15 protein-coding genes are annotated in these 20,838 nt (G+C 37.8%); 8 read left to right on the plus strand and 7 right to left on the minus strand.

The features are described 5' to 3' along the window. Positions 1-627: 627 nt before the first annotated feature. Complete coding sequence (locus MT391_RS14545; RefSeq protein ID WP_166371777.1) at positions 628-1,776, minus strand: PilT/PilU family type 4a pilus ATPase; 1,149 nt, start codon at positions 1,774-1,776, stop codon at positions 628-630. A gap of 566 nt (positions 1,777-2,342) precedes the next feature. On the opposite strand from MT391_RS14545, the gene MT391_RS14550 reads away from it, so the two are divergent. The 4 genes from MT391_RS14550 (at position 2,343) to MT391_RS14565 (ending at position 6,960) form a co-directional block, all read left to right on the plus strand. Then, positions 2,343-2,612 (plus strand): DUF4212 domain-containing protein, encoded by a 270-nt coding sequence (locus MT391_RS14550; protein WP_205963034.1) that lies wholly within the window; start codon positions 2,343-2,345, stop codon positions 2,610-2,612. Between the two features lie 15 nt (positions 2,613-2,627). Continuing rightward, positions 2,628-4,346, plus strand: coding sequence for a sodium:solute symporter family protein (locus MT391_RS14555; protein ID WP_028867333.1), 1,719 nt, complete (start codon positions 2,628-2,630; stop codon positions 4,344-4,346). An 83-nt stretch (positions 4,347-4,429) separates the two neighbouring features. After that, positions 4,430-6,274 carry a DUF294 nucleotidyltransferase-like domain-containing protein gene (locus MT391_RS14560; protein ID WP_028867332.1) on the plus strand — a complete coding sequence of 615 codons (1,845 nt, stop codon included), beginning with the start codon at positions 4,430-4,432 and terminating at the stop codon, positions 6,272-6,274. Continuing rightward, complete coding sequence (locus MT391_RS14565) at positions 6,274-6,960, plus strand: exonuclease domain-containing protein (protein WP_028867331.1); 687 nt, start codon at positions 6,274-6,276, stop codon at positions 6,958-6,960. Before MT391_RS14560 ends, MT391_RS14565 begins: the two co-directional genes overlap by 1 nt. Positions 6,961-7,179: 219 nt before the next feature. On the opposite strand, the gene glnS is transcribed toward MT391_RS14565, so the two are convergent. Next, positions 7,180-8,841 (minus strand): glutamine--tRNA ligase, encoded by a 1,662-nt coding sequence (gene glnS / locus MT391_RS14570; RefSeq protein ID WP_499498732.1) that lies wholly within the window; start codon positions 8,839-8,841, stop codon positions 7,180-7,182. Between the two features lie 303 nt (positions 8,842-9,144). Then, positions 9,145-10,611, minus strand: coding sequence for an N-acetylglucosamine-specific PTS transporter subunit IIBC (gene nagE / locus MT391_RS14575; protein ID WP_499498734.1), 1,467 nt, complete (start codon positions 10,609-10,611; stop codon positions 9,145-9,147). A 268-nt stretch (positions 10,612-10,879) separates the two neighbouring features. On the opposite strand from nagE, the gene nagB reads away from it, so the two are divergent. The 3 genes from nagB to MT391_RS14590 all read left to right on the plus strand — a co-directional run bounded on the left by nagB (position 10,880) and on the right by MT391_RS14590 (position 14,352). Next, positions 10,880-11,680, plus strand: a complete 801-nt coding sequence (gene nagB, locus MT391_RS14580; RefSeq protein ID WP_028867328.1) for a glucosamine-6-phosphate deaminase — start codon at positions 10,880-10,882, stop codon at positions 11,678-11,680. Positions 11,681-11,787: 107 nt separating this feature from the next. After that, a complete protein-coding gene (gene nagA / locus MT391_RS14585) occupies positions 11,788-12,924 on the plus strand; it encodes an N-acetylglucosamine-6-phosphate deacetylase (protein WP_499498736.1) in 1,137 nt (378 codons plus the stop codon). 195 nt (positions 12,925-13,119) lie between these two features. Further along, positions 13,120-14,352, plus strand: coding sequence for an ROK family protein (locus tag MT391_RS14590; RefSeq protein WP_499498738.1), 1,233 nt, complete (start codon positions 13,120-13,122; stop codon positions 14,350-14,352). Between the two features lie 217 nt (positions 14,353-14,569). Here MT391_RS14590 and clpB read toward each other — a convergent pair whose 3' ends face one another. The 3 genes from clpB to rluD all read right to left on the minus strand — a co-directional run bounded on the left by clpB (position 14,570) and on the right by rluD (position 19,175). Then, entirely contained in the window at positions 14,570-17,146 is a 2,577-nt protein-coding gene (clpB, locus tag MT391_RS14595) for an ATP-dependent chaperone ClpB (protein WP_499498739.1), read from the minus strand. Between the two features lie 273 nt (positions 17,147-17,419). After that, complete coding sequence (pgeF, locus tag MT391_RS14600; protein ID WP_499498741.1) at positions 17,420-18,175, minus strand: peptidoglycan editing factor PgeF; 756 nt, start codon at positions 18,173-18,175, stop codon at positions 17,420-17,422. A 19-nt stretch (positions 18,176-18,194) separates the two neighbouring features. Then, entirely contained in the window at positions 18,195-19,175 is a 981-nt protein-coding gene (rluD, locus tag MT391_RS14605) for a 23S rRNA pseudouridine(1911/1915/1917) synthase RluD (protein ID WP_028867323.1), read from the minus strand. 158 nt (positions 19,176-19,333) lie between these two features. Between rluD and MT391_RS14610 the strand changes: the two genes are divergently transcribed. After that, positions 19,334-20,125: an outer membrane protein assembly factor BamD gene (locus tag MT391_RS14610; protein ID WP_028867322.1), complete on the plus strand. Its 792-nt coding sequence runs from the start codon at positions 19,334-19,336 to the stop codon at positions 20,123-20,125. Positions 20,126-20,280: 155 nt separating this feature from the next. On the opposite strand, the gene MT391_RS14615 is transcribed toward MT391_RS14610, so the two are convergent. After that, positions 20,281-20,619, minus strand: a complete 339-nt coding sequence (locus MT391_RS14615; RefSeq protein WP_028867321.1) for a P-II family nitrogen regulator — start codon at positions 20,617-20,619, stop codon at positions 20,281-20,283. Positions 20,620-20,838: the final 219 nt, after the last annotated feature.

The raw sequence follows: 20,838 nt of genomic DNA on the forward strand, positions 1-20,838 counted from the left end.
TAAATTTCACTAAAAATATTCTTATACTCTCATCTGCAGTAGTTCAGTTGGTTGACTCTTTATTAGAACACGCGACCTATCTCGTCAGGGTTCACGTATTCAAATCTCATCAACTCCGCCAATAGTTTATAAACGTTTACTTCCAGATACATTCTAATAATTAATTCTTGAAAAAAACCTATAGAAAATTAAACTATTATTACTCTAATGAGTAATAATAGTTCAGTTGGTTGACTCTTTATTAGAGCACTCGACCTGTCTCGCCAGATCACACGTAATCAAGCCCAGTTCACTCCGCCAATAGTGTATAAACGTTTACTTCCAGATAAAATCTAATAGTACATTCCTTATAAAAATACTACTTCAGTAAGTAGCAGTTCAGTTGGTTGACTCTTTATTAGGCTCCTCATTTATAAGAATGCGGGGTATCCCTCGCTAGAGTTCATGTATTCAAACTCCATCCGCTCCGGCAATAGTGTATAAAAGTTACTTTTCGATGGCTTTAAAGTCTTGGGTTCAATAAATGAGTGAAGTTAGTGGTTAGTTAGGGAATACCCATGAAAAAAGCGCCGAAGCGCTTGATGGGAATAATTGGCAGATTCAACTCTTAAATGAATAACTTTTTATTTACGAAAAGCTGAGCTCATCATCGCTTTTTGGTTCAAGGGTCAAACCACCACTTTTTTTACTGCTATCTTCTTCTAAATCGGCAATATTGCCTTTATCGAGTTTAAATTTAAGTGCTAAGTTAGTTGGCGAGTCTGAATTTTTTATCGCTTCCTCTTCGCTAATGCGCCCTTCTTTTACTAAATCAAATAATGCACTATCAAATGTTTGCATACCAAGCGACTTCGATTTTTCCATTACTTCCTTTAATAACTCAAATTGACCACGTTTAATCATATCGCGAATGGTTAATGTGCCCATCATGACTTCTACTGCGGCACAACGCTTTCCATCTACAGTTTGAATCAGACGTTGTGAAACAAAAGCTTTCAAGTTATTACCTAAATCATTTAATAATTGAATACGTCGATCTTCAGAGAAAAAGTTAATAATACGGTCGATTGCTTGATTGGCATTATTAGCATGCAATGTTGAAATAACTAAATGTCCTGTTTCAGCAAAGGATAATGCATGCTCCATGGTTTCTTTATCACGAATTTCTCCAATTAAAATAACATCCGGCGCCTGGCGTAAGGTGTTTTTTAATGCAGCATGAAAACTTCGCGTATCAACACCTACTTCCCTTTGATTAATAATACTTTTTTTATGCCGATGCACAAATTCAACGGGATCTTCAATAGTGATAATATGGCCAGATGAGTTTTCGTTTCGATGATCGATTAACGCCGCTAAAGATGTTGATTTACCCGACCCAGTCCCACCTACAAATAAAGCTAAACCACGCTTCATCATAATCACTTCTTTAAGTACTGCAGGTAGTCGTAAATCATCGAACTTGGGAATATCTAATTTAATATTACGCGCGACGATAGAAATTTCATTGCGTTGTTTAAATATGTTAATACGAAAACGACCAACACCACTTAATGAGATAGCAAGATTCATCTCTAATGTTTGTTCAAATTCAGCTTTTTGTTCTCCATCCATTATTTGATATGCGATGTCACTCACTTCACCAGGTTTTAAAGTAGTCTCTATCAGAGGTATTAATTTTCCCTCAAATTTTCCAGAAGGTGGCGCCCCAGTAGCTAAGTAAAGGTCTGAACCATCCCTAGTTGCAAGTTCGTGTAACATTTTTTCAAATTCCATAACTTCTCTACTAACCTATTAATTTTAAATTGCATTGATTATAGTCTTGAATTACATTTTTTTATTTATTTACTAATTATTCTGCTTATTTTATTACACCAAAAATAGCATTTACGTGTGTCAACATCAGCAGTATTTATAATCCACTCAATATAAGCCTAAAAAGCGAACTTAAATGTGAATTAAATGTTAATCAAAGTGCATAAAAATTCATTTTTTAATTTTTTATCTTTTCTATAAAGCAATTCATCTTCCTAAAGTCATACTAAATACTCATCTTCACTATGTGAACTTTAATCACAAAAACAATACTATAGATTCCTTATGTGACGAACTGCTCAATTTTCATTCGATAAAATATGATCTAGCTCTTTGTCTCGGCGTACTAAAATAGTGAATTTAACATACTATTAACGCACGCTTATTTGATAAGGAAATTATTTTTTAAGTCGTTAGATAAGAGCTAGAAAGTGAATGCTTATTTTTTGTTTGATTAATGTTTAAATTAAACACAAAAAGCCTGTTTTCACTTTTAAATCTCTTCTTCGTTAAGACCATTAAGGAGAATGACAGTGAGTTTTGAAGACGCAGAAAAAGCAAAGGGATATTGGAATGAAAATCTAAAACTAGTGATTAAATTATTGGCTATTTGGGCTTTTGTCTCATTTGGTTGCGGCGTATTACTCGTTGATATATTAAATCAATTCAGTTTTATGGGCTTTAAATTAGGATTTTGGTTCGCTCAACAAGGTTCAATTTATGTCTTTTTAATACTGATTTTTGTATATGTAAAAAAATCAAACACACTTGACAAAAAATATGGTGTTGACGAATAACAGGGAGTAGTAAAAATGGATGTTCAAACATTAACCTATATAGTGGTTGGGGTTACATTTGCCATGTACATTGGCATTGCAATTAAAACACGAGCGGGTTCAACAAAAGAGTTCTATGTAGCAGGCGGTGGTGTACCACCTATTTTAAACGGTATGGCAACAGCAGCGGACTGGATGTCAGCCGCTTCATTTATATCACTAGCGGGTATTGTTTCTTTCGTTGGTTATGACGGTAGTGTTTACATTATGGGTTGGACAGGTGGTTATGTACTGCTTGCTCTGTTGATGGTTCCTTACCTTCGTAAATTTGGTAAATTCACCGTGCCAGACTTCATTGGTGACCGTTACTATTCACAATCTGCTCGTACCGTGGCGGTTGTCTGTGCCATCTTCATCAGCTTTACTTATATTGCTGGTCAAATGCGTGGTGTAGGTGTTGTATTTTCTCGCTTCCTAGAAGTAGAAGTTGATACCGGCGTTTATATCGGTATGTGTGTAGTATTTTTCTATGCTGTTTTAGGCGGTATGAAAGGGATCACTTACACTCAAGTAGCACAATACTGTGTCATGATTTTTGCTTTCATGGTACCTGCTGTTTTCCTTTCAATCATGATGACAGGTCATATCTTCCCTCAATTAGGATTCGGTGCAGAATTATTGGATGCAACGGGTAATAGTTCAGGTGTTTATTTAATGGATAAACTGGATGGACTTTCTACAGATTTAGGGTTCTCATTATATACCCAAGGCTCTAAAGACATGATTGATGTGCTATTTATTACTGGTGCATTAATGTTTGGTACTGCGGGTTTACCACACGTAATCGTTCGCTTTTTCACCGTACCAAGAGTGAAGGATGCGCGTAGCTCTGCTGGTTGGACATTATTGTTCATTGCCATTATGTACACGACTATCCCTGCACTTGCTTCATTTTCCCGAGTAAACATGATCCAGTCTATTAATGGTCCAGAAAGCCAAGGTGTACCTCATGCCGAAGCCCCTATGTGGATTGAGAACTGGGAAAAAACAGGTTTAATCAAATGGGAAGATAAGAACAATGACGGCAGAATGTTCTATTCAAATACTGAAACAAATGAAATGAATGTTGACCGTGACATCATCGTATTAGCAACACCAGAGATGGCAAATTTACCTGCATGGGTTATTGCATTGATGGCTGCAGGTGGTCTAGCTGCTGCACTATCTACATCAGCAGGTCTATTGTTAGTTATTTCAACTTCTGTTTCTCATGATTTACTGAAAAAGAACTTAATGCCCAATATCTCCGATAAAAAGGAGTTAATGTATGCGCGAATGGCATCCGGTGCCGGCATCATCATGGCAGGTTACTTTGGTATTAACCCACCAGGATTTGTAGCCGCCGTGGTCGCCATCGCCTTTGGTCTGGCCGCTTCCTCTTTATTCCCAGCGATTACGATGGGCATTTTCTCTACGAAAATGAATAAGGAAGGTGCTATCGCAGGTATGCTTGCAGGTTTATCATTTACAACGGCTTACATTGTTTATTTTAAATTTGTAAACCCAGCTGCGAATATGTCTGAAAACTGGTTGTTTGGTGTATCGCCAGAAGGTATTGGCATGCTAGGTATGGTGATCAACTTTGCAGTTGCCATTATAGTCTGCAAAATGACTGCGCCAACGCCGCAAGCAGTAGTCGATATGGTTGAATCAATTCGTTTCCCTAAAGGAGCAGGCGAAGCACACGATCATTAAAATAATCTCTAATTTAAAAGCGCTTCGGCGCTTTTTTAGATCTTTTAACCTCAAAATTTCCCACAACTTATAGCTAGGTGCTTATGGATAACAGTGAGTTACAACCCATTTTTGATTTCATGCGCAGATTAGCTCCTTTTGATTCTTTACATGAACAAACTATAAAAAAATGTTGTCAGGAATTAACTATTTCCTACTACAGCAAACAACAAAAGTTAGTCAATGTAGATAGTGACGAGCCCCAATTATATATTGTTCGCAGTGGTGCATTTGAAGTAACCACACAACAAGGAGAGCTCATTGATAGAGTCGCAGAAGGCGAATATTTTGGTTTTAGCGGCATGCTTTCGGGTGAAAAAGTTGTCAATCAAGTACATATTTTAGAGGATGCACTGGTTTACCACCTTTCAGCTAAAATGTTTGATCAATTACGCGCCAATAGCCATTCGTTCGATCGTTTTTTTAATCAAGCCTTTGCCAAACGATTACGCAACCAAGGGTCATTGCAGCATAGCCACATCAGTACAGCCCGTATTACTCACATTATGTCCAGAGATCTCACCACCATCACAGCCGATGCCACCATTCATGAAGCTGCACAGCTAATGTCTAAGAAACGTCTCTCCTCTCTTGTTGTTGTTAACCAAGATAAATTATGCGGAATCTTAACCGATCGCGACTTACGTAATCGTGTCTTAGCAAAAGGACTGGGCGGTGACCTACTAGTCGAACAAATAATGACCAAAGAACCAACTGTTATCGAACCAAATGCACTGATCTTCGAAGCGATGTTAAAAATGAGTGAAAATAATATTCATCATTTACCCGTGGTCGACCAAGAAAGACCAATCGCGATCATTACTAGTACAGATTTAATCCGTAGTCAAAGCTCTCAGCCGTTATTACTAATTGGCCAAATAGAACGTCAAAATAGCTTAGAAGCACTGATACAAGTTAGCCAAAAGATACCAGACCTATTACATAACCTGATTAGTAGCGATGCTAAAGCCATTGAAATAGGCCGTATTCTTACCTCTGTTACCGACTCATTAACACGTCGTTTAATAGTATTAAAACAAAAACAACTTGGCCCTGCTCCAATGGCATTCTGTTGGCTGGCATTTGGCTCACAGGGTCGCCAAGATCAAATGGCAGGGTCAGACCAAGATAGTGCATTGATTTTAGAGAAGACGCCTTCTGAACAAGATAAATGTTATTTTAAGCAACTTTCTGAATTTGTTTGTAGTGCTTTGAATGAGTGTGGTTTTCCATTTTGTCCCGGTAATATCATGGCGCAGAATCCACAGTGGCAATTAACACTACAACAGTGGCAACAACAATTTTCAAAATGGGTCAATACTCCTCAGCCCAGTGCATTATTAAACGCGACTATCTTCTTTGATATGCGCGGTATTTACGGAGATTTAAGTTTATTCACAACCTTGCAAACAACAGTATTAAACAAGACCAAGGGAAACGACATATTTCTTGCAGCGCTGAGTCAAAATGCACTGCAATCAACAGCGCCATTAGGATTCTTCAGAAGCTTTGTCATTGAACGAGATGGTAGCGAAGTAAAAGGAATAGATTTAAAGCATAAAGGTAATGCTTTAATCAATGATATCGTTAGAACCTACGCACTAGCAGCAGGTATAGAAGAAGTAAATACTAGCAAACGTTTAGAAAGTTTAATCGAAAAATCTAAAATAGATAAAGAAGTTGCGATGAATTTGTTGGATGCTTGGGAGTTTATTGCCCATAAACGTCTTACCAATCAAGGACAACAATTTAATAATACACAACCTGTTTCTAACTATATTTTACCCGATAGTCTGTCTTCATTAGTTCGCCATCAATTAAAGGATGCCTTTAAAGTGATTCATGAAGCACAAGGCACAATTAGGTTAAAGTTCTTAAGGCAATTTTAATGTTTCAACGATGGTGGTTACAGTATCAATTAAAACGCTTGGTTAAAAATAGCAAGCTGAATGCCCTACAAGATCATTATCAATATTTATTAAGCCAACTAGATAGTCCTATTTCAGACATTAAGCTATTAGCATTAGATATTGAAATGACAGGCTTAGACAGCAAAAAAGATCAAATGGTGAGTATTGGAGTGATCCCTATCATCAATGCCAAGATCCAGCCTAAACTTGCACAATATAAGCTCATTAAAATACAAGGAACCGTAGGACAAAGTGCCGTTATTCATGGTGTTTTAGATAGGCATCTGACCAATGCGCTCCCCTTACAAGAGGTGCTGCAATGGTTATTTGAGCAGTGTAAAGATAAAGTCATCGTTGCTCATTATGCTAGCCTAGATTTACAGTTTTTACAGCAATCATTAGTAGGTGCGGAAAAACAATCTTTTGCACTATTTGCTATTGATACATTACTGATAGATAAAAAAAGAGAACTACGTAAACATCAATCTTTAAACACCAGTAGCTTGCGTTTAAATGCCTGTAGAGAGCGTTATAATTTGCCTATTTATAACGCACATAATGCATTAACCGATGCTTTAGCTTGTGCTGAATTATTACTAGCCCAATTAAGTAAAATGGGCGGCATAGATAAAGTCACGCTGCAACAGTTACTAAACAAGCATTAGAACTTATTGATCTTACAGAGTTGGTATTAGATGTTAGATATTTTTTAATCAAGATAAATTATTGAGTCTGCAACTTTAGGAGTCATTAAAAAGTATTAATAGTTGGAAAGTATGAATGGTTGGAAAGGGTTATTAAAGAAAATAGTTAAGCAGCAATAAAAAGGTCTGCTTTGAGCAGACCTTTTTAGTCACATATTTATAGTTATATTTATAGTTATATTAACCAGCCCATGAGTCACGTAATGCAACCGTTCGGTTAAACACTAACTTATCAGCACTTGAATCTTTATTATCAGCACAGAAGTATCCTTCACGCTCAAATTGATAAGCGACTTCAGGTTGTGCGTCCACTAAGCTGTTTTCAACAAAACCATGTTTTACAACTAATGAATCAGGGTAAATTACACTATGGATATCTTCCACTGCCGCAGGATTTTCTACCGTAAATAAACGGTCATAAATACGGAATTCAGCAGGATGATTTGACTCAGCACTTACCCAATGGATAACCCCTTTAGGCTTACGTCCGTCTTCAGGATTTTTACCTAATGTAGTTGGGTCGTAAGAACAAAGAATTTCAGTAATATTGCCTTCTTGATCCTTAATAACCTCTTCAGCTTTAATCATATAAGCATTACGTAAACGCACTTCTTTACCTAATACCAAGCGCTTATATTTTTTATTCGCTTCTTCTCGGAAATCAGCAGCATCAATATATAACTCACGTGAGAATGGCACAGTACGCGTTCCCATGCTTTCATCTTTAGGGTGAGCTGGTGCGATTAACTGCTCTAACTTACCTTGCTCATAATTTGTTATCGTTACTTTGATTGGATCAAGCACAGCCATCGCTCGTGCGCCATTAGCTTCTAGATCTTCACGAACACAAGCTTCTAATGAAGCAAACTCAACGGTATTTTCCTGCTTTGTTACGCCAATTCGTTTTGAAAATTCGCGTAATGATGCAGCAGGGTAACCACGACGACGCATACCAGAAATAGTAGGCATACGAGGATCATCCCAACCAGTGACGATGTTTTCTTCAATTAATGCATTTAATTTACGCTTAGACGTTAATGTGTATTGCAAGTTTAAGCGCGAAAACTCTATTTGACGTGGTTTACACTCGATGCTGATATTAGCTAATACCCAGTCGTATAATGGACGGTGATCTTCAAACTCTAACGTACATAAACTATGAGTAATCCCCTCAATCGCATCCGAAATACAATGTGTAAAATCGTACATAGGGTAGATGCACCATTTGTCACCAGTTTGGTGATGGTGTGCAAAACGAATACGGTAAATAACCGGATCACGCATTTTCATATTTGGAGAAGCCATATCGATTTTAGCACGCAGCATCATCGCCCCTTCTTCAAACTCACCTGCACGCATACGTTTAAATAGATCTAAGCTTTCTTCGATCGGGCGATTTCTATATGGGCTATCTTTACCAGGAGACGTCAACGTACCGCGGTATTCACGTGTTTGCTCTGCATTTAATTCACAAACATAAGCTTTGTTATTTTCGATTAACTCAACAGCATAATCAAAAAGTTGTTCAAAATAATTAGATGAATAACGTACATCACCTTGCCATTCAAATCCTAACCAAGAGACATCTTTTTCAATCGCTGCAACGTAATCAGCATCTTCTTTAACCGGGTTAGTGTCATCAAAACGCAAGTTACAAGCAGCATTAGGATAATCACGCGCTAAACCAAAGTTTAAACAGATAGATTTTGCATGACCAATATGTAAATAACCGTTTGGTTCAGGCGGGAAACGTGTATGGATTGTCTGGTGTTTACCACTCTCAAGGTCGTTTTCAATAATGGTGCGAATAAAATTACTTGGGCGTGTTTCCAGTTCAGACATTGTGACCTCTAAAATACATGATTCATAAAGGGGCAATCATCGTATATTCTAGCCTTAAGCTCAAGTGAAATAATGGTAAATGAAAGGTTCACGGTGATATCTACATCGATGTGACTTTAAGATGCAAAAATCAGTATCTTCTGAGGTGAGTAGATTGTCGCCATAAAGATGAAAATATACCCGCTAGCAATTGAAATTTTTGCCTAATGCCAGCTTTATTGCGAAGAACAGGTTTAAACAACAACCCTCTACCAAAACGAAAATAGGCACTCATTGAGTGCCTATTGAAAAATTAATTGCCGTTTATTTTAGCAACTTCATTCTATTAGCAATGCTTTCAGCTTGCGGCCCAATGATCACTTGAAGATTATTATCTCCTAGTTTCACAACACCCATTGCACCTAACGCCTTCAGTTCTGATTCTTTTATAATGCTACGGTTTTTTAAGGTCAAACGTAATCGAGTAATACAGGCATCAATCACTTCGATATTATCAGCGCCACCTAGTGCAGCAACATAACTAATGGCTAATTGGTCATTACCTTCAACAGCTTTAGTAGCGGTATTAACTACTTCCGTCTCGTTATCTTCGCGACCTGGTGTTTTAAGATTAAGTGTTTTAATTAATGTTAAAAATACAAAATAATAAATACCAAAGAAGACAACACCCTGAACTAACAGCATATACCATTGTTTAGCGAGTGGGTTTTGTGAAGAGAGTACCATATCCACTAAACCAGCAGAGAAGCCAAAACCAGCCATCCATTCCATATTAGCGGCAATAAATACTGAAACACCTGTTAATACTGCATGCACGACATACAATAACGGCGCTACAAACATAAATGAAAACTCTAAAGGCTCTGTCACACCAGTAAAGAATGAAGCTAATGCAGCAGCTAACATAATAGAAGCCACTTTTTGCTTATGCTCTGCTTTTGCTGTCGTATAAATTGCTAATGCAGCACCAGGCAAACCAAACATCATAATAGGGAAGAAACCAGCTTGATACATACCAACAGTACCGATTGCATTTTTACCTTCAGCAGCGAATTTAGTGATCGTATCCTGACCAGCTAAAAAGTTAGGGATATCATTAATGCCCGCCACATCAAACCAAAATACTGAATTTAACGCATGGTGAAGTCCAACAGGAATCAATAGACGGTTAAAGAATGCATAAATACCAGCTCCAATATCGCCCATACCTGAAATCGTTTCACCAAAATGCTGTAAACCTGAGAAAATAATTGGCCAAACTGCCATTAAAATAAATGATACAACAATCATTACTACAGAAACGATGATAGGCACTAATCTACGACCAGAGAAAAACGCCAATGTATTGTGTAATTCGACTTCTGAAAACTTGTTATATAACTCAGCAGAAATAATACCGACTAAGATACCAACAAATTGATTTTCAATTCGTCCAAAAGAAGCATTAGCAGCTTCTCCAGTAATTTGCTCAACCGCACCAGGTGCCAGTAGTGTAGTAACCACTAGCCAACCTACTAAACCAGATAACGCAGCAGCACCATCTTTATCTTTAGACATGCCATAAGCAACACCCACGGCAAATAATAGCGCCATGTTGTCAATTACTGCAGCACCCGCTTTAATTAAAAAAGCCGCTAGTTGAGAATCACCACCCCAGCCATTTGGATCAATCCAATAACCAATCCCCATTAAAATTGCTGCAGCGGGTAATACTGCCACTGGAACCATTAAGGCCCTGCCCACTTTTTGCATATATCCTAAAATATTCACTATTTTACTCTCCTTGAAACAGCGACTTAATTCGCATTGATTATTATGATTAAAACCTGTTGTTATAACGTGGGTTCAATAGAACGCCTTTCATCAACATGTCTAGGCTATGACTCTAAAGAGTTTCTTAAATCGCGCAAATGCAATCACCCTATTCTGTGACTTAAATCACTTATATTTGACCTAATAAGTGAAAATGAGTGGCATTAAACCCAAACTTAATTTACGATGAGAATTAAGTAGAGATATTCATTACCTGGAGATTAAAATGCGCCTGATTCCACTTAACAACTTAGCCGATGTTGGTTTATGGTCTGCTCAATACATCGTTAATAAAATTAATAAATTTAACCCCACTGCGGATCGACCTTTTATTTTAGGCTTGCCCACAGGCAGTACGCCCTTGGCCACATATCAACACCTAATTGAGTTACATAAAGCAGGAAAGGTCAGCTTTAAACATGTTGTTACCTTTAATATGGATGAATATGTTGGCTTGGAGCCTGCTCATCCTGAAAGTTACCATAGCTTTATGCATAATAACTTTTTCAACCATGTCGATATTCAGGTACAAAATATCAATTTATTAAATGGTCTAGCTGATGATCTGAGCGCAGAGTGCCAACGCTATGAAGATAAAATAAAAAGCTACGGCAAAATTAATCTATTTATGGGCGGCGTAGGTAGTGATGGTCATATTGCTTTTAATGAGCCAGGTTCATCATTAGCATCACGCACTCGTGTTAAAACATTAACACCCGACACTCGCCTTGCTAACTCACGTTTTTTCGATGATGATATTAATAAAGTGCCTAAGTTAGCGCTGACTATCGGTGTAGGTACATTATTAGAGGCAGAAGAAGTATTAACTCTTGTCACTGGCCACCATAAAGCGTTAGCATTGCAAACTGCTGTAGAAGGCAGCGTCAACCATCTCTGGACTGTTACCGCATTACAACTACATCAAAAAGCAATTATCGTATGTGATTCAGCATCAACGATGGAGCTTAAAGTTAAAACACTTAAGTACTTCACGGAACTAGAAGCAGAAAACATTCGCTTCCTATAATCACTTCACATCAGGTTTAACGGAACAGACATACAGTTAGGCCTGATTTATCACTTAGATTAAACGCATCCATTTGTCTAATAAAGTATGCCTAGGAGAGATTTATAATGTATGCACTTACCAATTGCACTATTTATACAACTCAATCGATTCTTATTGATCATGCAGTCGTTATTGAAGATCAAAAAATCAGCGCTATTATTCCCATCACTGCATTAACCAATGATATTGATCGTATTGACCTACAGGGTCAGAATTTAACACCTGGATTTATTGATTTACAATTAAATGGTTGTGGTGGTGTTATGTTTAATGGCGCAGTAACAGAGCAAACACTAGCAACAATGCAAGCTGCTAATCTGAAATCAGGGACCACCAGCTACCTTCCAACCTTTATTACTGACACCGACCAAGGCATTAAGAAAGCATTGCATGTAACACGCGAATATATGCAAAAAAAGCCTAATGAAGTACTCGGATTACATCTCGAAGGCCCTTATATTAACGTGCAGAAAAAAGGTATCCACCGCCAGGAATTTATACGCCAACCCGATCCTGAAATGATTGATTTGATCTGTGCAAATAGTGATGTCGTCAGCCAAATAACCATGGCACCGGAAAAAACGCCGAACAAGTTTATTGAACAGCTGGCTAATGCAGGTATTGTGGTTTCTTTAGGGCACAGCAATGGCACTTATCAACAGGCTACTGAAGCGATTCAACACGGCGCATCTTCTGCCACGCATCTATTCAATGCAATGACATCTATTACCGGACGAGAGCCTGGCGTAGTAGGTGCAATTTACGATAATAATATCTACGCAGGCATTATCGTCGATGGTTTTCATGTGGCTTACGAAAATGTACGTTTATCAAAAAGAATCTTGGGTGATAAATTAATACTAGTGACCGATGCAACGGCGCCTGCAGGGGCAGATATTAGTGAGTTTGATTTTGTAGGCACGACTGTTTATTACAAACAGGGAAAATGTGTGGGCAAAGATGGTACTTTAGGGGGCTCTGCAGTCACCTTAATAGAGTCCATTGAACAATGTGTAAAATTTGTAGGCATTGGTTTAGAAGAAGCTATTCGTATGGCGACTATTTATCCTGCGAAAGCGATTTCCGTAGATAATAAACTAGGCAGCATTGAAGTGGGTAAAATTGCCAACTTAGCAATTTTTAACAATGATTATCAAGTCACCGGGACCGTTGTTAACGGTTGTTATGAAGCCACTGAATAACAAAAGTTTAATATAACGTTTAATGGATGAACACTAATGACATGATCGATTGTCATTACCAGCTCCGCATAACAATTATTCTGGTCAATCGGCATACTTTTTTAAAGTTAATGCCTTTTGATTAAACCTCATCTGTGACCTAAAAAAATCTGCTATCATTGCGGCGAGATAAACACCACGGTAGGTATTCACTTAATGAACACAGTCAATCACGATGCGATGCAAACAACCATTGCTAATATCGAACAAATCAAGCAATTAAATAGTGCCATCATTTATAAAATTATTGAGCAATACGCCCCTATTTCTCGTGTTAAAACAGCAAAGATAAGTAGATTAGCCCCAGCAAGTGTGACCAAAATAACACGTCAACTAATCGAAAATGGATTGATTGCAGAAGTTGAATTACAAGCATCTACGGGTGGACGAAGAGCCATTTCTTTAGCGCCAAATTCTGATGCGGTAAATGTAATTGCCATTAAATTAGGCCAAAAATTATTGTCTATCGCGCATTATAATTTATCTGGCATTAAGTTAGTGAGTAAACAAATCACTATTCCTAAGATTGCGAGCAGTGCTTTTTTAATTGAATTTTTGATTGCTGAAATTGCAAAGTTTATGACTCAGCCACTGTTAATTAATGAAAAAATATCTGCTATTTCAATTACCCTTTCTGGTTTGGTTGATCCTAAAAAAGGCATCGTGGTTTATACGCCAACTTATCCTTTAGATGACTACTCTTTAGTGAATAAAATTGAAAGTACATTTAATATTCCTACCTTTATCGGCAATCATACACGCTGCCTTGCATTAGCTGAAAATTACTTTGGTGCCACCAAGAACACACAAGATTCAGTGCTTATCAGTGTTCATCACGGCGTTGGTTCAGGTGTTATTATCGAAAATAAAGAGCTACTAGGTAAAAGTTGTAATATAGGGGAAATAGGTCATGTCCAAACAAACCCTGCAGGTAAGCGCTGTCATTGTGGCAATATTGGTTGTTTAGAAACAGAGGTCAGCGATCTGGTGATTTACGACAAAGTTAAAGAAGCGATTAATGCTGGTAGTGATTGCGTCTTGAATGTGAATACCATGAACATTGATGATATTTATCTAGCCGCGGCAAGTGGTGATAAATTATGTTATACAATCACTCAACAAGCAGCCCACTACTTGGGGAAAAATATTGCCATATTAGTGAATCTATTAAGCCCCGAAAAAATAGTGATCACAGGTAAAATACTACAAGCTGGTGAAGTTTTATTTTCTACCATTGCAGATTGCATTAAACAACAAACCCTGCCAAATTTTCATGATCAACTGATCGTCACTTCAACTGAGTTAAAACCCGATTTAACCATTGCTGCTTTTGCTTTAATTAAGCAGGCGATTTATGAAGGTGATTTATTACAAAGGATCAAGGTCTAACTGTTTTTCATATAAAAAGCTTAGCTGCTTTCTTTACATAAAAAGCTTAACAGCTTTCTCCACTTAAAATAGTTAATCACTTTCTGCAAATAAAAAGGCCAACGACATTAATCATTGGCCTTTGGCTATTTTGCTTTCAGTCATTGTACATTAACAGAGCTTTCATTGAGCAATGTCGTTCAATATGAGTTAGCTCAGTAAAAATAATGACAGCACATTATTGTTGCACAAACACTATTTTCCCCTCTTCAACATCTGCCAATATGTTACTACCCGTGGTTAACTCTCCCGATAATATTTTCTGTGCTAATGCATTCTCTAGTAACTGCTGCACAGCTCTTTTTAACGGACGAGCACCGTAGGCAGGGTCATATCCAGCGCTAACCAAAAATTCAATAGAAGCATCATTAAACGTTAGATGGTAATCCCTTGCTTTAAGACGCGTCTGTAATGCATGTAATTGAATCGTTGCTATTGATTTAATGTGTTTTTCACTTAATGGGTGGAACACGACCGTTTCATCAATACGATTCAAAAACTCTGGTTTAAATTGTTTCGCTAACACACCTAGCAAAGTATTTTTAACTTCGTCATAGGAAGCACGAGGGAACGCTTCTTGAATGATCTCAGAACCTATGTTGGAGGTCATGATGATCACCGTATTACGGAAATCAACGGTTCGTCCTTGCCCATCAGTTAAACGCCCATCATCCAGCACCTGTAATAAAATATTAAAGACATCAGGATGTGCTTTCTCTATTTCATCCAATAAAATAACAGAGTAAGGTTTACGGCGTACCGCTTCAGTTAAGTAACCGCCCTCTTCATACCCCACGTAACCTGGAGGAGCACCGACTAAACGAGATACAGAGTGTTTCTCCATAAACTCGGACATATCAATACGCACCATATTATCGACACTATCAAATAAGAAGTTAGCAAGCGCCTTACAAGATTCGGTTTTACCGACCCCAGTAGGACCTAAGAACAAGAAAGACCCAATAGGACGGTCAGGATCACTTAACCCAGCACGGCTACGTCTGATTGCATTTGCAATAGCGTCAATCGCCTCATTTTGCCCAACTACTTGAGAATGAAGATGTTTTTCCATTTTCAATAATTTATCCCGCTCGCCCTCTAACATTTTAGATACAGGAATGCCGGTCCAGTGCGATAGAATATCTGCAATTTCATTCTCTGTGACAGAGTGTTTTAACAATGTCATCTCTTGCATTTCAGCTTGAGACGCTAAATCTAATTGTTTTTCTAAATCCGGAATACGTCCATATTGAAGTTCAGACATACGTGTTAAATCAGCCGCGCGGCTAGCGACTTCTAAATCCATACGCGCTTGCTCTAAAGCTTGCTTGATATTTTGCGTACCAGATAGCGCGGCTTTTTCTGTTTTCCACACTTCATCTAAAGACTTATATTCTTTGCCTTTAATTCTTAAGGTCTGCTCTATATCATTTAACCGTTTCACACTGGCTTCATCGGTAGCATTCTGCAGTGACTTTTGCTCTACGGTTAGTTGAATAATTTTACGCCCTAATTTATCTAAACTTTCAGGTTTAGAGTCCATTTGTAAGCGAATGCTAGACGCAGCTTCATCAATTAAATCAATGGCTTTATCGGGTAATTGGCGGTCAGAAATATAACGATGTGATAACGTTGCCGCAGCCACAATCGCAGGATCCGTTATTTCAACTTGATGATGTAATTCGTAACGCTCTTTTAAACCACGTAATATCGCGATCGTATCTTCAACCGTTGGTTCATCAACTTGTACTTTTTGGAAACGACGCTCTAGTGCCGCATCTTTTTCAATATACTGACGATACTCATTTAACGTAGTCGCGCCAACACAATGAAGCTCTCCTCGAGCTAACGCAGGCTTAAGCATATTACTCGCATCCATAGCGCCATCGCCTTTACCAGCACCTACCATAGTATGCAATTCGTCGATAAATAAGATGATTTGCCCTTCTTCTTTATTTAGCTCCGCTAACACTGCTTTTAAACGTTCTTCAAACTCACCTCGGTATTTGGCACCCGCAATAAGCGAGCCCATATCCAATGATAATACACGTTTATTTTTCAAACCTTCCGGTACTTCACCGTTCACAATACGTTGCGCTAAACCTTCAACAATAGCCGTTTTACCGACACCTGGCTCACCGATGATCACGGGGTTATTTTTAGTTCTACGCTGTAGCACTTGTACCATGCGACGTACTTCATCGTCACGTCCAATTACTGGGTCCAGTTTACCTGCCGCAGCACGCTCGGTTAAATCGATGGTATATTTTTCTAGGGCTTGTTCAGGGCCGTCACCATTAACGTCATTAACAGTTTGACCTTGACGAATTTTCTTTAAAGAACTTTCAACTTTGCTTTTTGTTAAGCCAAGTTTATTTAACACTTTTCCTAGTTCACCTTTATCTTCACAAACGGCGACTAAGAAAATTTCCGATGAAATAAATTTATCTTTTGCTTTTTGCGCATACTTATCACATAAATTAAAGGTAATACCCAACTGATTAGAGAGCTGTATTTCGCCTCCAATACCAGATACTTTGGGCATTCTATCTAACATTGCAGATAGCTGTGAACGCATTAGGTTAATGTTAATTTCAAGATCAGACAAAATACCGCGGATTGCGCCACCGTCTTGATTAAGCATTGCTAACAAGACATGTGTCGCTTCGATATATTGGTGATCACGGCCTAAAGCAATAGATTGAGCATCGGATAATGCCAATTGAAATTTGCTAGTTAATTTATCTAAACGCATGATGATTCTCCTGAAATGTTTACCCTATAAAAGATGGGGGTAAAGAGAATTATTTCAAGGTAGGAAAGATAAAATAATAAATAAAAAAGAATATATTTATAAATTAAATGTTAGAGAATTAATTATAAGAGGGTTATTTCTAAGAGTAGATTAGGGAATTTAAGATTAGATATAAAACTGAGGGTGAATAGCTCTAGTTTCAATAACAAAAGTTGCAATAAATGAAGCTTCAATAACTACAGCTCGATAAAAGCATCGCAACTATTTTTAGTTTTAATCAATCCAGATAAAAGAAGCAAGACGACCTGTTCTGCCATCTCGACGATATGAGTAAAATAACTCTGCATCGTTAAAGGTACACAAATCACTTTCTGTAATAGTAATACCTGTAAATTTTGTTAAACGTAACTTGGCTAGGAGATGCAGATTAGCTAACCATTTATCGTTAGACGCAACAAAAGCTTCACTTGCTTGTGTATTTTGTTGAACAAACTGCGCTCGAACTTCATCACCAACTTCAAAGGCAGTAGGCCCAATACAGGGACCTAACCATACTAATAGTTGATCGGGTTTGACTGATAACGTATTGCAAATATGTTCAATACTGTTTTCAATAATACCATCACATAATCCACGCCATCCGGCATGGATAGCCGCAACAAAACTGCCTTGCTTATCTGTCACTAGCACAGGTAAACAATCCGCAGTCATCACCACACAAGTTCTTTCATTATCATTAGTCCAACTTGCATCGGCATTAATTGCTTGCGCTGTTGTGGCTGATAATTTTATTAAATCATGACTATGAGTCTGATTTAACCAACAAAAATCAGGAGCGTGTAGTTGTTCATTAACGAGTAAATATTCTGTGAGTAATGCACGATTTTTTAATACATGTAGCTCAATATCCGCAACGTGAGTAGCCAGATTCAAACCTAAAAATTCACCTTCACTGATCCCACCTAAGCGAGTAGTTGAGTATGCATGAATATGGGCAGGAGCTGCCCAATTAGGTTTAATTAATTGCATCTAAGTAAACTATAATAAACTATAAATCTAATTCGTTTTCATGCGAAATAGTATCCGCACGTAACGCAGCCGCTAACACTTTAAAATCTTCAGGTGGTTCAGCGTGCCATTCCATCTCTTCACCGGTAATTGGATGCTCAAGACGTAACATAGTCGCATGTAGTGCTTGGCGTCTAAATCCACGCAATGCTTCACTTAATTTTTCAGAAGCGCCTTTAGGTGGACGAGGACGACCACCATAGACAGGGTCACCCGCCAATACATGGCCGATAGACATCATATGCACACGAATTTGGTGAGTACGTCCAGTTTCTAAACGCAAACGTAAACGTGTATGTGCACGATACTTTTCAGCAATACGATAATGCGTGATCGCATCTTTGCCTCCCGTATGGTTAACGGCCATTTTAGTACGGTGTACTTTATCACGACCAATAGGCGCATCTACTTTACCACCAGCGGTAAAGCATCCCGAGGCAATCGCATCATATTCACGTGTCATCTGGCGTGCTTGCAAGTTCATCACTAAATGAGTTTGTGCAGGAACATTTTTTGCTACTACCATCAATCCTGATGTTTCTTTATCTAATCGATGTACGATACCAGCACGTGGTACTTCAGCAATACTTGGGTAATGGTACAATAATGCATTTAATAATGTGCCACTTGCATTACCTGCACCCGGGTGAACAACTAACCCAGCAGGTTTATTGATCACTAAAATATCTTCGTCTTCATAAACGATATCAATTTCAATTTTTTGTGCAACAAAGGTCACTTCATCTTTTAATACTGCGTTAACTTCTAGCATCTGACCCGTAAATACTTTTTCACGAGGAGTAGAAGAGACAGTGCCATCAATTTGTACCAGGCCCGCTAATATCCATTCTTTTATACGAGAACGCGAATAATCTGGGAACAATGCGGCAACCGCTTGGTCTAATCGAAATCCTAACTGTTCATCTGTTACTTCTGCAGATAGGTTTAATGCTTGGCTCATAATGCTCTCTTCTTGTAATTTTGTGCTGTTGTAATTGATTTTTAAAAAGTATTTTGTCAGACAGACTTATCTTGTCACATTTTATCTTTTTTTACTTTTATTTCTTTCGGCGATAGCCGATACTGTACTTTTTAATATTGGCCGACATTATAACACTTATGAATAAGATCCTTAGACTAATAACGACCAGTTTTTTCATTGCCATTTTTATTACTGGCTGTTCATCGAAAAAAAGCAATAAACCAAAGATTGCTGACAAACCTCCTGTCATTTTATATCAAGAGGCTTCTGTAGCGCTAGAAACAGCGAACTTTGAAAAAGCCACTGACATTTTAGAAGCGCTAGATAGCCGCTACCCTTTTGGACCTCACTCAGAACAGGTGCAATTAGACCTTATTTACGCTTATTACAAACGTAATGAAATGGCGCTTGCATTAGCTAATATTGATAAGTTTATTCGTTTAAATCCAACCCATAAAGATTTAGATTATCTTTATTATATGCGTGGACTAACTAACTTATCTTCTGACGATCACTTTTTCCAAAATCTATTTGGTGTGGACCGTTTTAATCGTGACCAAAGTTATGCACAACGTGCTTTTAAAGACTTTAATCACATTCTAAAGTATTACCCTAATAGCCAATATGCAAAAGATGCTCGCCAACGTATGGTGTTTATCAAAGATAGAGTCGCACGCTATGAAATATCAATTGCTGAATGGTATATCAAACGTGAAGCTTATATAGCAGCAATCAATCGTGGTAAAACTGTTCTCAATAATTACCCTGATACAGAATCTGTAAAAGATGCCCTAGAGATCATGATCATTGCCTATAGAGAGTTAGGGTTAGTAGAACCAGAAAAGAATGCATTAGCGGTATTAAAGCTTAATTACCCAAATAGCCGAGTGGTAAAACGCACAGAAAGCTGGAGCGTATTTGACTGGTAATAATCTTTGTAAATAATCAGCGTAATATAGGATTATTTATAGGGTCCAAACAATAAAAAAGGAGAACTTAGTTCTCCTTTTTTATTGTTTGTTATTTAACAGAAATCAGTTTAATACTGTCATAACGGCTATATCAACGATTACTTAAAAATCGTTTAAACTGCTTCGCCGTCTTCTTCACCGGTACGGATACGAATAACTCGCTCTACAGGAGTAACAAAAATCTTACCGTCACCAATTTTACCCGTTTGAGCCGTGCTCATGATCGCTTCAATACAACGCTCAACATCTTCTTTTCTAACTACTAATTCAATTTTAACTTTTGGTAAAAAGTCCACCATGTACTCAGCACCACGGTATAATTCAGTATGCCCTTTTTGGCGGCCAAAACCTTTTACTTCTGATACTGTCATACCTGTCACATCAATCTCTGCAAGTGCTTCACGTACATCGTCCATTTTGAATGGTTTAATAATTGCTTCTATTTTTTTCATAATAAACTCTTAAGGTTGATTTCAAAGTACAATGGATGAAAGTAGAGTATTTGATTATTAAAATTCACGTTAATAATCAAGCCAATCGCTAAAGCAACAGTCATCATGTTATGGCTGACTTACTTTCATTTCCACCAATAATCTACAGGCTAATATCACTATTGATATTACACTAATTATAAATCAATAAAAAACAAACTTTTACCGTGAATATAACTT

Origin of the sequence: Vibrio sp. 1-Bac 57 (genome assembly GCF_037546855.1) — a bacterium.
Classification (GTDB): domain Bacteria; phylum Pseudomonadota; class Gammaproteobacteria; order Enterobacterales; family Psychromonadaceae; genus Psychromonas.